Origin of the sequence: Pseudomonas defluvii (assembly GCF_001695625.1) — a bacterium.
GTDB classification, from domain to species: Bacteria; Pseudomonadota; Gammaproteobacteria; order Pseudomonadales; family Pseudomonadaceae; genus Aquipseudomonas; species Aquipseudomonas defluvii.
The window spans coordinates 1-13498 of record NZ_MBPN01000117.1; the positions used below are offsets into that span (position 1 = coordinate 1).

Sequence of the window (13498 nt, forward strand, 5' to 3'; positions counted from 1 at the left end):
AGCTAACGCTGGCGGGGCTTTTTTATTGGCTTGAAACTCAACTCGGACTCACCGCGACACCGCACACGGCGGCTGCACCACACTCAGTACAGATTGGGCTCCATCTCCAGTTCGACACCAAAACGCTCAAGGATATCGACCTGGATCTTCTGTGCCAGCCGATGAAGCTGTTCGCCACTGGCCTGGCCGTAATTGACCAGCACCAATGCCTGAAGTCGGTGAACACCAGCATCGCCGTCACGATAGCCTTTCCAGCCGGCCAGTTCGATCAACCAGCCCGCCGCCAACTTCACACGACCATCTGCCTGAGGGTATGCCACAAGCCCCGGATGAGCCTGACGAATATGCTCAGCCAGCGCAGCAGACACCACTGGGTTCTTGAAGAAACTTCCCGCATTGCCCAATTCAGCAGGGTCCGGCAGTTTTTCCCGGCGAATGCTGCAAATCGCATCGCTGACATTCTGCGCCGTTGGCTGCTCGATACCCTGCTCGCTCAAGCGCTGACGCACTGGCCCATAGTCCAGATGCAAGTGCATGACACGGCTCAGCGCAAAGCGCACACGCAGGATCAACCAACGCCCGGGATTACGCTTGAACAGGCTGTCACGGTAGGCAAATGCACAGTCTTCAAGGGCAAACTCATGCAGTTCACCGGTCTGACGATCCAACGCAGTCAGCCCGACAAATACATCCTTGATCTCTACGCCGTAAGCACCGATGTTCTGCATCGGCGCAGCACCGACCGTACCCGGAATAAGGCTGAGGTTTTCAAGCCCCGACAGCCCCTGCGCCAGGGTCCATTGGACAAACGCATGCCAAGGCTCACCAGCCTCGGCCTCCACGATGACCCGCTGCCCGTCATCGGCGAGAATCCGCACCCCCTTGCTGGCCATGCGCAGTACCAACGCGTCGATATTGGCCGTGAGCAACAGGTTGCTGCCGCCACCAATCACCAGCACCGGCCACTGCTGCGCAGCCGCATGGGCCAATACCTCACGCACCTCCGCATCGGTGTGCGCTTCGGCAAAATGCGCTGCACGCACATCAATACCGAAGGTGTTGTAAGGCTTGAGCGAAACACCTGATAGCACCTGTACGCTCATAAACGCCCCTTCAACTCGATAACCAGCCCACGACAAGCGCTCTCGATCAGGTCGAGCACCTGCTCAAAGCCCTGCTCGCCACCGTAGTAAGGGTCTGGCACTTCATCGACAGCCCCCTCGAAGCGCCGCAGAAACAGGTCCAGCTCTGCCTTGGCCTGCGCTGGGCGCATCGCCTGCAAGTGCCCCAGATTACTGTTATCCATCGCCAGGATCAGGTCGTAACGCTCGAAATCGGCAACACTGACCTGCTGCGCACGCTGCTGGGACAGATCATAGCCACGCAACTGGGCTGCACGCCGGGTACGGCTGTCTGGAGGGTTGCCGACATGCCAGTCACCGGTTCCGGCCGACGCCACCTCGATCACCTCAGCCAGGCCTGCCTCCTTCAACTGATGGCGCAAAACACCCTCAGCGGTCGGCGAGCGGCAGATGTTGCCCAGGCAGACAAAAAGAACCCGCATCAAGCCTCCAGCAAGCGCCGCACGCGCTCAAGATCTTCAGGGGTATCAACCCCCACCGGCGGGGCCTCCAGGGCATCGGCCACATGGATACGCACACCGTTCCAGAGCGCCCGCAACTGCTCAAGCGACTCGGTTTTCTCCAACCAGCACGCCCCCCAGCCGACGAAGTCCTGCAGAAAACCGGCACGGTAGGCATACATGCCAATGTGTCGGCGATACGGCACACCCGGCGGAAGCTGATCGCGGCTCTGCGCAAAGGCATCACGGGCAAATGGCAACGGGGCACGACTGAAGGTCAGGGCCAGACCGTTGCAATCACTGACCACCTTGACCGCATTCGGATTGAACAAGGCCTCGACCTCGGTAATCGGTTCGGCCAGGGTAGCGATACCGGCCTCCGGGTGAGCGGCCAGGTTAGCCGCCACCTGGTCAATGATCACAGGCGGAATCAGGGGCTCGTCGCCCTGCACGTTGACCACGATCGCGTCGGCAGGCAGGCCCAACTGGGTCGCCACTTCGGCCAGACGGTCGGTACCCGAATCATGATCCTCACGGGTCATCAGCACTTCAGCGCCAAAGGCCTCACAGGCCTTGAAGATCTCGGCATCATCGGTGGCCACGACCACCCGTGCCGCGCTGCTCTTGCGCGCCTGCTCCCAGACATGCTGGATCATCGGCTTGCCGGCAATCAGCAGCAGCGGTTTGCCCGGCAGCCGGGTGGAACGCAAACGGGCCGGAATCACAACCGTGAACGCTTGACTCATTTTTCCAGGCGCTCTTCGTCGGTCAGGGTGCGCGCTTCGCTCTCCAGCATGACCGGGATACCGTCGCGAATCGGGTAGGCAAGGCCGGCGCCCTTGCTGATCAGCTCGGTCTTGTCAGCGCTGAGCTTGAGCGGGCCCTTGGTGATCGGGCAAGCAAGGATATCGAGCAATTTGGTGTCCATGGAAATTCCTCAGGCCTGTGGCCGGAAAAAGAAAAGGTTCAGAGTTGCCGATGCCCGGGCAGCAAACGCGCCAGTTGGCCGTCGAACCAGCGGGCGAAGGCCGGCGAAGGCACCGCATCTACAGCAAGGTACCACCAGTCGGCAGCGGCGAAGGCACGGCATTTCACCGCATCCTTTTCGGTCATCACCAGCGGCAAGGACGGCGTAAAGTTCAAGGCCTCGGCGCTATAGACCGCATGATCAGCAAAGGGATGTGGCTCTGGTCGCCAGTTTAGCCCCTGCAAGGTATTGAAGAAACGCTGCGGATTGCCGATCCCGGCCACCGCATGCACGGCCTGGCCAGGCGGAAAATGCTCGACGCCACGGCGCTCGCCGCTGCGAACATTGACCAGCGCGGTCGGCTCAAGCCCAAAGGCATAGCCTTCGTCACTGTCGGCCACAGCGCCATTGAACAGTACCGCATCGACCTCATGCAGGCGCTCGACCGGCTCACGCAGTGGGCCCGCCGGCAGGCAGCGACGATTGCCCAGGCCGCGCGCGGCATCGATCAGCACCAGTTCCAGATCGCGGGCCAGCCGATAATGCTGCAAACCGTCATCACTGAGGATGAGGTCCAGCGGCTCGGCAGCCAACAACGCCTGGACCGCGCGCGACCGGTCGGGATCGATCATCAGCGGCACACCGCTACGCTGGACGATCAACAACGGTTCATCGCCCGCCTGAGCAGCAGACTGGTCGGCACGCACGCGCCAGGGTAGCTGCGGCGGTGTGGCGCCATAGCCGCGACTCACCACACCGACACGCAGCCCCTGGCGGCGGCAGTGTTCGATCAGCCAAAGAATCAGGGGGGTCTTGCCGGTACCGCCGACGGTGATATTACCCACTACCACCACCGGTACCGGGGCACGGTAACTGCTGCTCTCGTCGGCCAGAAAACGCTGGCGCTTGCGCAACACCACGCGCCGGTAGAGGGCTTCCAGCGGCCGCAACAAGGCAAGGGCCGGATGCCCGGCATACCAGGCCTTGAGCAATCGATCGGCAAAGGCCATCAAGGATTCCCCGGCGCCGCCTCGACCGTGGTCATGCGCAACTGGCTGAAGCCCAGCTTGCCCGCCGCATCCATCGCGGTGACCACCGCCTGATGCGGCGTCTTGCCATCAGCGCTGATCGACAACGGCAGGCGGGTGTCCCCACCCGACTCTTTTTGCAAGGCATCGATCAGCGTCGCCAGATCACTCTTGGGCAGCAGGTTATTGTTCAGCGAGTACACGCCCTCAGCACTGATGGTGATTTCCAGCTGCTTGAGCTCCGACTCCGGGGCCGGCGTACCACTGACCGCCTCCGGCAACTCGACGCGCAACTGGGTTTCACGCGTGAAGGTGGTGGTGACCACAAAGAACAGCAGGAGGATAAACACCACATCGATGAGTGAGGCCAGGTTGATGTCCACGGTCTCCCGTGGCTTGCGCCGGAATTTCACGCCCTGCCCTCGGCCAGATCAACATCACGGTCGCCCTGAACCACTTCGACCAGCTTGATTGCTTCTTGCTCCATACCCACTACCAGCTCGTCGATACGTCGCTGCAGGAAGCGGTGGAAAAAGACCGCAGGGATACCCACCATCAGGCCGGCCGCCGTGGTGATCAACGCCTTGGAAATACCGCCCGCCAGCACCGAGGCGTTGGCCGACATGCCCGTGCCCATGAATGAGCTGAAGATATCGATCATGCCCAACACCGTACCCAGCAAGCCGAGCAGTGGCGCCATGGCCGCAATGGTGCCCAGTGCATTGATGTAGCGCTCCAGCTCGTGAATGACCCGGGCAGCGGCTTCTTCAATACACTCTTTCATGATTTCGCGACCGTGCCGCGAGTTCGCAAGGCCCGCGGCGAGGATCTCGCCCAGTGGCGAATCGGCGCGCAAGGCCTTGAGCTTTTCGCTATTGAGTTGTTTGTCCTGAATCCAGCGCCAGACCTGACCCAGCAGGTGTGACGGGGTGACGCGGCTGGCGCGCAGGGTCCACAGGCGCTCGGCGACGATCGCCATGGCGGCGATGGAACTCAGAATGATCGGCAGCATCATCCAACCGCCAGACTTGACCAATTCCCACACAGTAACGACCCCCTCGAAAAAGTCCGCCACTTTACCATAGGGCTCCCACCGCCCGCAGGTCGTCATGTCGGCTAACGCCAGAAGCGCCGCTGGCTGCGTATCCCTTCAGGCTCGGCAAAACGTCCCAAGCGCAGCGACAGCGCGCCTTCCACTGCGCTGTCGTAGGGTGTGATACCCAACATCGCAAAACGCGCCATCACCTCGGGATGAGGATGGCCGAAGGCGTTGTAACGCCCGCGCGAAATGAAGACCCCCTTGGGTGCCAACGCCTCAAGAAAAGCCAGGCTGGAAGCGCTGCGGCTACCATGATGGGGCGCCTGCAGCCAGTCGACGTGGGGCGCTGTCGCGGCCTGGAGCCAGGCGCGCTCACCGTCCGCATCGATGTCCCCGGTGAGCAGCAAACGCTCACCCGACGCCTCGACCCACAACACGCATGAGCCTTGATTGCTGTCGGCGGCATCGCGCCATTGCCATACAGAAAAGCGTACGCCATCCCACTCCCAGTGTTCACCGGCAACACAGGGCTGCGCCTGCAAGGCCTGGGGCAACCTCTGCACCTCACCGGCCAGCACCCGCGCAACCGGTAAACCACGCTTCACCGCCAGCGCGCCTCCGGCGTGGTCGGCATCGGCATGACTGAGCAACATCAGGTCGAGCGTACTCACCCCCAGCTTAAGGAGCGTAGGCAGTACGATGCGCTCCCCCAGATCGACCTCCCCCATGGCCGGCCCCGCGTCATACAACAGGGTGTGGTGACGGGTACGCAGAATGAAGGCCTGCCCCTGCCCTACATCCAGTTGCCAGACGTCCAACTGCCCCTCTGGCACCTCATCACGCAGGGCAAACGCCGCCAGCAGGACAGCCGGCCAACCCAATACCCGCATCGGCAGCCCTTTGGGCAACAACACCAGGAACACCCCAAGGCAGACCAGCAGCCATGCCCATAACGGCAAGGCGGTCGGCACCCACGCTGGCTGCCAGTCAGCGACCTGCCCGAGCAGACCAAACAGCACGTCGAGCAAACCACCTGCCAACCACAGCAGGCTTGTACCGAGAACCGGCACACCCAGCAGTAACGTCCCTGCCAGGGCGACGGGCAACACCAGCACACTGATCCAGGGCACCGCCAGCAGATTGGCCAGCGGCGCACTGAGGCTCACGGGCAACCCAAGCACCAGCAAGAATGGCAGCAACCCCAAGGCGATCATCCATTGCGCCCGGGTCCATGCCTGCCAGACACGCCAGGCACCCAGCCGCCCGCTAAAGGTGAAGATCAGGATCGCGACAGCACCAAAAGACAACCAGAACCCCGGCTGCAGGCTGGCCAGCGGTTCAATCAGCAATACCGCATTGAGCGCCAGCAGCCACGGCAGCGTTACCCCCAGATGACGGAAACGCAGACGCCAGAGCAACACCACCGCCAACATGATGCAGGCTCGACGCACTGGCACCTGAAACCCGGCGAGCAGGCCGTACCCCAGCGCAGCGGCAAGCGCCAGCAAGCAGGCCGCGGGCAACCAGGGCAGCGCACGCGGCCAGAGCCCGAAACGCGCCAGCCCCGCCACCACCGCATAGACCAACCCGGCCAGCAAACCAATGTGCTGCCCTGAGATCACCAACAGGTGTACCGTGCCGGTGGCCTGCAACGCCTGCCAGTCAGCGCGTGCCAGGCCACTGCCATCGCCTAGCACCAGGGCAGCCAGTACCCCTTCGCGCCCTTGGGCATCGACCGCCATTAGCCGTTGTCGAATCGCGTCGCGCCAGGCCATGCTCGCGGGCGCCAGGCGCTCACCGTCCTTGACACTGCCGGTCGCGCCGATACGACGCGCCAGCAGGGTCATTTCCTGATCGGCCGCATGAGGGTTCAGCAGGCCCGCCGGACGCTTGAGGCTGACGGCAAGGCGCCAGCGCTCTCCGCTATTGACAGGCGGCCCGCCATACCAGCTCAGACGCAAGCGCTGAGGCAGTTGGGCGCGGCGTGAGGTGACCTCGGCAAGTTCAAAGCGCACCGACTGCGCCGTGTGTTCAGGCAAGCCAACCACTCGCCCCTCGACCCACAGCGTGCGGCCGTCCAGTTCTGGCGAGAGGCGATCATCCAACGCGCCTTGCGCCGATACACAGGCCCAGCAAAAACCCAGCAGGAAACACCCCAAGGGATAGGCCCGCGACGGCAGACAGCACAGCCCAAGCAGTATCAGCGCAATCCACACCCCGACCGAAGGCAGTGCAGGAAGCCAACGCAGGCATAACAGCCCGAGTGCAAGCGCAATCATCCCTGTGCGCATGATCTGAAGCTCCTGAAAAAGAATCACCCCAGAGGCTTAGATCAGCGACGGCATATGCTTGCTTATTAATTGTCACAAAGTCTGAATTGGAGGCTTTTAGAATCCGTGCATACTGGCGGATCAAGAACGCCGAGAACCCACATGCCGCGTCGACTTTTCAAACGCTACATGCCCGATCCGACCAGCATTCGGGAACACAAATCCTTACGCTTTCTCGGGCGACTGCTGCACGACCCCAACCTCTGGCACCTGAATCGCCATTCAGTGGCACGCGCCATGGCCGTCGGCCTGTTCGCCGCATTCATACCGATCCCGATGCAAATGTTACTGGCCGCCAGCCTGGCGATACTGGCGCGGGGCAACATGCCGATTTCCGTCAGCCTGGTCTGGCTGACCAACCCGATTACCATGCCGCCGGTGTTCTTCTGCACCTATCAGATGGGCGCCTGGCTGATGCAGATCCCTCCCCGCACTCTGCCCGACGAGCTGACCTGGGAATGGATCACCGATCAGCTCTCGACACTGTGGCAACCCTTCCTGCTGGGCTCAGTGGTCTGCGGCCTGCTGCTGGGTGGGCTGGCCTACTGCCTGACCATGCTCTATTGGCGCTGGTGGGTGGGCAGGCAGTGGCGCCAGCGCAAGGAAAAATCAGCTACGCATTCCTCGACCACTGACCAGTAGCCGCACGCAGCCGACGTACAGCACGGCGGTCGCGACCAGCATGAAGCTGATGGCCACGCCAATGCGAATATCGGACACGCCCAGAATGCCGTAGCGGAACGAGTTGACCATGTGCAGCACGGGGTTGGCCAACGATACCGTCTGCCAGAACAGCGGCAGCAGGTTGATCGAGTAGAAAACGCCCCCCAGGTAGGTCAACGGGGTCAGCACGAATGTCGGGATAATAGAGATATCGTCGAAATTACGTGCAAACACTGCGTTGATGAAGCCCAACAGCGAGAAGATCGTTGCCGTCAGCAACACCACCAACACCGTTACGCCCAGATGGTGCACCTGCAGTTGGGTAAAGAACAGTGACAACAGGGTCACGATGACCCCTACCGCCAACCCGCGCAACACGCCACCCAAGGTGTAGCCAATAAGGATGGTGTGTGGCGACACTGGCGAGACCATCAGTTCCTCGATGGAGCGCTGGAACTTGCTGCCAAAGAAACTGGAAACCACGTTGCCATAGGAGTTGGTGATCACCGACATCATGATCAGGCCCGGCACGATGTATTCCATATAGGTGAAGCCACCCATATCACCGATCTGCCGACCGATCAGGTTACCGAAAATCACGAAATACAAGACCATGGTGATCGCCGGCGGCAGCAGGGTCTGCGGCCAGATCCGGGTAAAACGGCGCACTTCGCGGTAGACGATAGTGTTGAGGGCGACCAGATTGCCGCGCAGCTCCGAACTCATACCGCCACCTTCGCCAGATTCTTCTCCACCAGGGACACAAACAGCTCCTCAAGACGGTTGGTTTTGTTACGCAGGCTTTGCACCTCGATGTTCTGCAGGGCCAATTGGCCGAACAGCGCGGTGATGCCCATGGCCTTGTCCACCTGGACTTCCAGGGTGTGCGGGCTGATCAGTCGGCACGGGTAGCCGGCCAACTGCGGGGCCTGTGGCAACTCCTGCTTCAGGTCGAGCAGGAAGGTCTCCACATGCAACGAACCGAGCAGTTTGCGCATGCTGGTGTTTTCGACAATGGTGCCGTGATCAATGATGCCGATGTTGCGGCACAGTTGCTCAGCCTCTTCGAGGTAATGCGTCGTCAGGATGATGGTGATGCCCTGCTCGTTCAGCTCAGTCAGGAAACTCCACATCGAACGCCGCAACTCGATGTCCACGCCAGCGGTTGGCTCATCGAGGATCAGCAAGCGCGGCTCATGAACCAGCGCCCGGGCAATCATCAGGCGGCGCTTCATGCCACCGGACAACGAACGCGATGGCACATTGCGCTTGTCCCACAGCCCCAGTTGGGTCAAATACTGCTCGGCACGCGCCTTGGCCACCTTCGACGGAATGCCGTAGTAACCCGCCTGGGTCACGACGATGTCGAACGTCTTCTCGAACTGGTTGAAGTTGAACTCCTGGGGCACCACGCCGAGGCAGCGCTTGAGCGCAGCCGGTTCGCGGTCCAGGTCATGGCCAAAGACCTTCACGGTACCGCTGGTCTTGTTCACCAGGGTCGAGAGGATGCCGATGGTGGTGGATTTGCCGGCGCCGTTGGGGCCGAGCAAGGCAAAAAAGTCACCTTCGGCGACATCCAGGTCAATGCCCTTGAGGGCCTGGAAGCCGTTGCCGTAGGTCTTGGTTAGCTGCCTTATGGACAGAGCAGAACTCATAACGGGTCTATGCACCAGTGTGGAAGGGTTTAAGAACAACAGGCTGAGTGGCAATGGTGAGGGGCGCGGCCGCACAAGTACAGTCACGTGTATCGATAATAACTATCAGAATAAGCGCTGCAATCAGGTCAGCGCCGTCATCACGGCAACCTGATAAGCCGGGCGCTCTTTCAGCCGCTCATACCAGGCACGCAGGTGACGCATCTCTGGACGCTCAATGGGCATCTCGAACCAGGCATAGGCGAAACAGCCCAGCGGCACATCGCCAACGCCGAGTGCATCACCGCTGAGGTAAGGTTGCCGCGCCAGCGCCTGATCGGCAATTGACAAGACCTGGGCGCAGGTCTTGTGCGCTGCGTTGATGGCGACCCAATCACGCTGCTCTGCCGGTGTCCGCAGCATGCCCCAAAACAATGGGCGAAACGGCGTAGCCAAGGAGGAGGTTACCCAGTCCATCCATTTTTCCGCCTCGGCCCGCTGCCGAACATCGCTCGGGTACCAGCTCGAATCCGGCGCATGACGTGCCGCCAGATAACGCACGATGGTGTTGGACTCCCACAGCACCAGGCCGTCCTCTTCGATCAGTGGCACCAGCCCATTCGGATTCTTCACCAGGTATTCCGGCTCTTGCACCACCCCGAAAGCACCGCCAGCGTCAATCGACTGGTAGTCCAGGCCCAGCTCTTCTGCACACCACAACACCTTCCTGACATTGGTCGAGTTCTTTCGGCCCCAAATCTTGAGCATGACGAATCCTTAAGCCATTTGTGGTGCCCTCAGTCTAACCCAGTCGATTGCTCAGGTAATCGTTAGACCACTCCCCCTTGAACACCTGCCCAGCGCCACGGTCAGTGATCTGAGGCGGCTGTTTGGGCGATGCCGTCTACGCTGTCAGGGACGCCCCATTGCCCTGATGTTTCACGGAGGAAGACCTATGTTGCTGTTGTGGTTCGTGGTTCTCGTAGTCGGTTCAGCCTACTTGATGCATCGCCGCATGGCTGTACTGCCGATTCTGGGCATCGTTGCTGCCTACTTGCTGGCAATGGGCCTGTTCAGCAGCGCCCCCACGTGGTTGATGACCCTGCTCTGGTTGATGCTGATCATCAAGTCCTGCATTTTTGTGCTGCCAGAATTGCGCCGTAAATGGTTCAGCGCCCCTTTGTTTGCCTGGTTCCAGCGCACGCTCCCCCCCCTGTCACAAACCGAGCGCGACGCAATCGATGCCGGTACGGTGTGGTGGGATGGCGAGCTGTTCAGCGGTCGCCCGAACTGGAACACCCTGCTGGCATACCCAAAGGCACAATTGAGCGAAGAGGAACAGGCCTTCATTGACGGCCCGACCGAACAGCTCTGCGCCATGGTCAGCGACTGGCAGATCAGCCAGGACCTCGACCTGCCCCCTGAGGCCTGGGCCTTTATCAAGGAACAGGGCTTCTTTGCCTTGATCATTCCCAAAGCATATGGCGGCAAGGGTTTCTCGGCCTATGCCCACTCACAGGTCGCCATGAAACTGGCGACCCGCAGCGGTGATCTGGCCTCCACCGTGATGGTTCCCAACTCGCTGGGCCCTGCCGAGCTGCTACTGCACTATGGCACCGAAGCACAACGCAACCATTACTTGCCTCGCCTGGCACGCGGCGATGAAATCCCCTGCTTTGCCCTGACTGGGCCACTGGCCGGCTCCGATGCCGGGTCGATGCCCGACACCGGCATCGTCTGCAAGGGCCAATGGCAAGGCCAGGAAGTGCTCGGCCTGCGCCTGAACTGGGAAAAGCGCTACATCACCCTTGGCCCGGTAGCCACCCTGCTGGGCCTGGCCTTCAAAGCCTACGACCCTGAACACCTGCTGGGCGACATAGACGACCTCGGCATCAGCCTGGCGCTGATTCCTACCGACACGCCCGGTGTCGAGATCGGCAAACGTCATCTACCGCTCGGTGCCGCCTTCATGAACGGCCCCAACAGCGGCAAGGATGTGTTCATACCGCTGGATTACCTCATCGGCGGCCAAGCCATGCTGGGCAAAGGCTGGATGATGCTGATGAACTGCCTCTCGGTGGGCCGCTCCATCTCACTGCCGGCTGTGGGTACAGGCGCTGCCAAGTACACCAGCCTGGTGACCGGCCAATACGCGCGAATTCGTGAGCAGTTCAACGTGCCGCTGGCCGCCTTCGAAGGCATTCAGGAGTCCCTTGCGCGCATCGCCGGCAACGCCTGGTTGATGGACAGCGCTCGCACACTGACGGCCAAGGCGGTCGATCTCGGGGAAAAACCGTCGGTCCTCTCTGCCATTCTCAAGTACCACCTGACCGAGCGCGGCCGCGAATGCATCCAGCACGCCATGGACGTTCATGGCGGCAAGGGCATCATCATGGGGCCGAACAATTACCTGGGGCGCAATTGGCAAGGTGCGCCAATCTTCATCACCGTCGAAGGCGCCAATATCCTTTCGCGCAACCTGATGATCTTTGGTCAGGGGGCAATCCGCTGCCACCCCTTTGTACTCAAGGAAATGGCCTTGGCCGGGCGCGAGGACCACGATCAGGCACTCAAGGAGTTCGACGCCCTTGTGCTGCGCCACATCAGTTTTGCCATGGGCAATGCCGCCAGCACCCTGATACTCGGCCTTGGCCTGGGGCATTTCGAGAAAGCGCCGGGCGACGCACTCAGCCAAGGCTATTTCCGCGCCCTGAATCGCCAGGCTGCCGCCTTTGCCTTGCTGGCAGACCTGTGCATGATGCTGCTGGGAGGCAGCTTGAAACGGCGCGAACGACTTTCGGCTCGCCTGGGTGATGTGCTCAGCCACCTGTACCTGAGCTCGGCAGCACTGAAGCACTATTACGACCAGGCGTCACCCGATCACTTGCAACCGTTGCTGCGCTGGGCCATGGAAGAAAACCTCGGCCAGTCTGAAAAAGCCCTGGACCGCCTGCTCGACAACTTCCCCAATCGCTTTCTCGGCTGCGCGCTGCGGCTGCTGGTGTTTCCGTTTGGGCGCCGCCATACCGGCCCAAGCGATGAACTGGACGCTGAAGTCGCGGCGCTGATTGGTCGAGCGCAAGGCGACCCGGCACTGGAGGCGCTGCTGTCCGGCTGCTACCGGCCAGAGAACGCCGAAGACCCGGTTGGCGCCCTGCACCATGCCAGCCAACAACTCGCCGCCAGTGAACCATTGCAGCACACCCTGCACCAGGCCCTGAAAAGCGGTCAGGTAGTGCCCGCGCCCGGGCAGTCCCCCATTGACGCAGCCTTGCAGGCTGGTGTGCTTCAGGCCAGCGAAGCACTCACCCTGCACGCTGCAGAACGGGCGCGACGCCGGGTCATTGACGTGGACGCCTTCGACAAGGATGCACTGCTACCGGTCGCCGGCAAGGTGCGCTAAAGGCAATCGAACCGGGACATCGGGCGCCGGGAGCCGTATACTCCCGCGCCCGTTTTGCTCAAGAGGATCGCCAGCATGGCCAACGCGCATCTGGATTACCATCTCAACCTGCTCAACCACCTGCGCACCATCCTGGTTGCACTGGGCGAAGCCGAACAGGTACCGGAAGAGAGCCATGCCCTGTTCCTCGAACGCTTCGACGAACTGCTGACGCAACTTCCACAAGACCCACTGGAAAGCCAATACCTGGGCCAGGACCTGATGTGCCAGGTCATTCAGCGTTACCCTCAGATTGCCCACCTGGTGCCACGCGACCTGCTGTGGTTCTTCGGTGGCGATTGCCTGCATTTCATGCCAGACGACGAGCTGGACCTGTATCAGGCACTGGAAGAGCGCCGCTACGAAGCGGAGCAGAATGACGAGCCGTTCGACTGGAACCAGGAAAAACAGCTGCTGAGCATGTCGAACGACGACAGCAAGCACTAAGACAACGCAAAGGTGAAGGCAGGGCTCTTCAAGGGCGCTGCCTGAACACCGCTCAAGGCTACTGACACAACGACCAGCGCAGCAAAGCCAGCGCAGCAAAGCCAGAACAGCAAACCGTACAAGCCTGATCCTGAGGCGGAAAATACCGTGCATGGGCTTTTCAAAGGCAAAAAAAAACGCCGTTCAATCGAACGGCGTTTTCTTTGAATTGGAGCGGGAAACGAGACTCGAACTCGCGACCCCGACCTTGGCAAGGTCGTGCTCTACCAACTGAGCTATTCCCGCAAAATGGCGTCCCCTAGGGGACTCGAACCCCTGTTACCGCCGTGAAAGGGCGGTGTCCTAGGCCACTAGACGAAGGGGACG

The 13498-nt window shown here is 61.2% G+C and carries 14 protein-coding genes and 2 tRNA genes; 3 read left to right on the forward strand and 13 right to left on the reverse strand.

The window, feature by feature from the left end:
• Positions 1 to 83 precede the first annotated feature (83 nt).
• From murB to EKA13_RS22685, 8 genes are all read right to left on the reverse strand, one after another.
• Positions 84 to 1103 (reverse strand): UDP-N-acetylmuramate dehydrogenase, encoded by a 1020-nt coding sequence (gene murB / locus EKA13_RS22650; RefSeq protein WP_065761461.1) that lies wholly within the window; start codon positions 1101 to 1103, stop codon positions 84 to 86.
• Positions 1100 to 1564: a low molecular weight protein-tyrosine-phosphatase gene (locus tag EKA13_RS22655; protein WP_065761462.1), complete on the reverse strand. Its 465-nt coding sequence runs from the start codon at positions 1562 to 1564 to the stop codon at positions 1100 to 1102. Before EKA13_RS22655 ends, murB begins: the two co-directional genes overlap by 4 nt.
• Positions 1564 to 2328, reverse strand: coding sequence for a 3-deoxy-manno-octulosonate cytidylyltransferase (kdsB, locus tag EKA13_RS22660; protein WP_065761463.1), 765 nt, complete (start codon positions 2326 to 2328; stop codon positions 1564 to 1566). The genes EKA13_RS22655 and kdsB overlap by 1 nt, the downstream gene beginning before the upstream one ends.
• Positions 2325 to 2510, reverse strand: a complete 186-nt coding sequence (locus EKA13_RS22665; protein ID WP_065761464.1) for a Trm112 family protein — start codon at positions 2508 to 2510, stop codon at positions 2325 to 2327. Before EKA13_RS22665 ends, kdsB begins: the two co-directional genes overlap by 4 nt.
• 38 nt (positions 2511 to 2548) lie before the next feature.
• Positions 2549 to 3559 (reverse strand): tetraacyldisaccharide 4'-kinase, encoded by a 1011-nt coding sequence (gene lpxK / locus EKA13_RS22670; protein ID WP_065761465.1) that lies wholly within the window; start codon positions 3557 to 3559, stop codon positions 2549 to 2551.
• Positions 3559 to 3990, reverse strand: a complete 432-nt coding sequence (locus EKA13_RS22675; protein ID WP_065761466.1) for an ExbD/TolR family protein — start codon at positions 3988 to 3990, stop codon at positions 3559 to 3561. Before EKA13_RS22675 ends, lpxK begins: the two co-directional genes overlap by 1 nt.
• Entirely contained in the window at positions 3987 to 4622 is a 636-nt protein-coding gene (locus EKA13_RS22680; RefSeq protein WP_176717472.1) for a MotA/TolQ/ExbB proton channel family protein, read from the reverse strand. Before EKA13_RS22680 ends, EKA13_RS22675 begins: the two co-directional genes overlap by 4 nt.
• Positions 4623 to 4693: 71 nt before the next feature.
• Positions 4694 to 6907 (reverse strand): DNA internalization-related competence protein ComEC/Rec2, encoded by a 2214-nt coding sequence (locus EKA13_RS22685; protein ID WP_065761467.1) that lies wholly within the window; start codon positions 6905 to 6907, stop codon positions 4694 to 4696.
• A 141-nt stretch (positions 6908 to 7048) separates the two neighbouring features.
• Here EKA13_RS22685 and EKA13_RS22690 point away from each other — a divergent pair, with 141 nt between their 5' ends.
• Positions 7049 to 7588, forward strand: coding sequence for a DUF2062 domain-containing protein (locus tag EKA13_RS22690; RefSeq protein WP_065761468.1), 540 nt, complete (start codon positions 7049 to 7051; stop codon positions 7586 to 7588).
• Here the strand turns inward: EKA13_RS22690 and EKA13_RS22695 are convergent.
• The 3 genes from EKA13_RS22695 to EKA13_RS22705 form a co-directional block, all read right to left on the reverse strand.
• Positions 7556 to 8335: an ABC transporter permease gene (locus EKA13_RS22695; protein WP_065761469.1), complete on the reverse strand. Its 780-nt coding sequence runs from the start codon at positions 8333 to 8335 to the stop codon at positions 7556 to 7558. The two genes, EKA13_RS22690 and EKA13_RS22695, sit on opposite strands and share 33 nt — an antisense overlap.
• Positions 8332 to 9264 carry an ABC transporter ATP-binding protein gene (locus EKA13_RS22700; RefSeq protein ID WP_065761470.1) on the reverse strand — a complete coding sequence of 311 codons (933 nt, stop codon included), beginning with the start codon at positions 9262 to 9264 and terminating at the stop codon, positions 8332 to 8334. Before EKA13_RS22700 ends, EKA13_RS22695 begins: the two co-directional genes overlap by 4 nt.
• Before the next feature lie 123 nt (positions 9265 to 9387).
• Positions 9388 to 10011: a glutathione S-transferase gene (locus tag EKA13_RS22705; RefSeq protein WP_065761471.1), complete on the reverse strand. Its 624-nt coding sequence runs from the start codon at positions 10009 to 10011 to the stop codon at positions 9388 to 9390.
• 187 nt (positions 10012 to 10198) lie between these two features.
• Between EKA13_RS22705 and EKA13_RS22710 the strand changes: the two genes are divergently transcribed.
• Together EKA13_RS22710 and EKA13_RS22715 are read left to right on the forward strand one after the other, a co-directional pair.
• Complete coding sequence (locus EKA13_RS22710; protein ID WP_065761472.1) at positions 10199 to 12646, forward strand: acyl-CoA dehydrogenase; 2448 nt, start codon at positions 10199 to 10201, stop codon at positions 12644 to 12646.
• Between the two features lie 75 nt (positions 12647 to 12721).
• On the forward strand, positions 12722 to 13132 hold the full coding sequence (locus EKA13_RS22715; RefSeq protein WP_065761473.1) for a PA2817 family protein: 411 nt from the start codon (positions 12722 to 12724) through the stop codon (positions 13130 to 13132).
• 209 nt (positions 13133 to 13341) lie between these two features.
• Here the strand turns inward: EKA13_RS22715 and EKA13_RS22720 are convergent.
• Together EKA13_RS22720 and EKA13_RS22725 are read right to left on the reverse strand one after the other, a co-directional pair.
• A tRNA-Gly gene (locus tag EKA13_RS22720) sits at positions 13342 to 13417 on the reverse strand.
• Between the two features lie 4 nt (positions 13418 to 13421).
• Positions 13422 to 13497, reverse strand: a tRNA-Glu gene (locus EKA13_RS22725).
• Position 13498 lies beyond the last annotated feature (1 nt).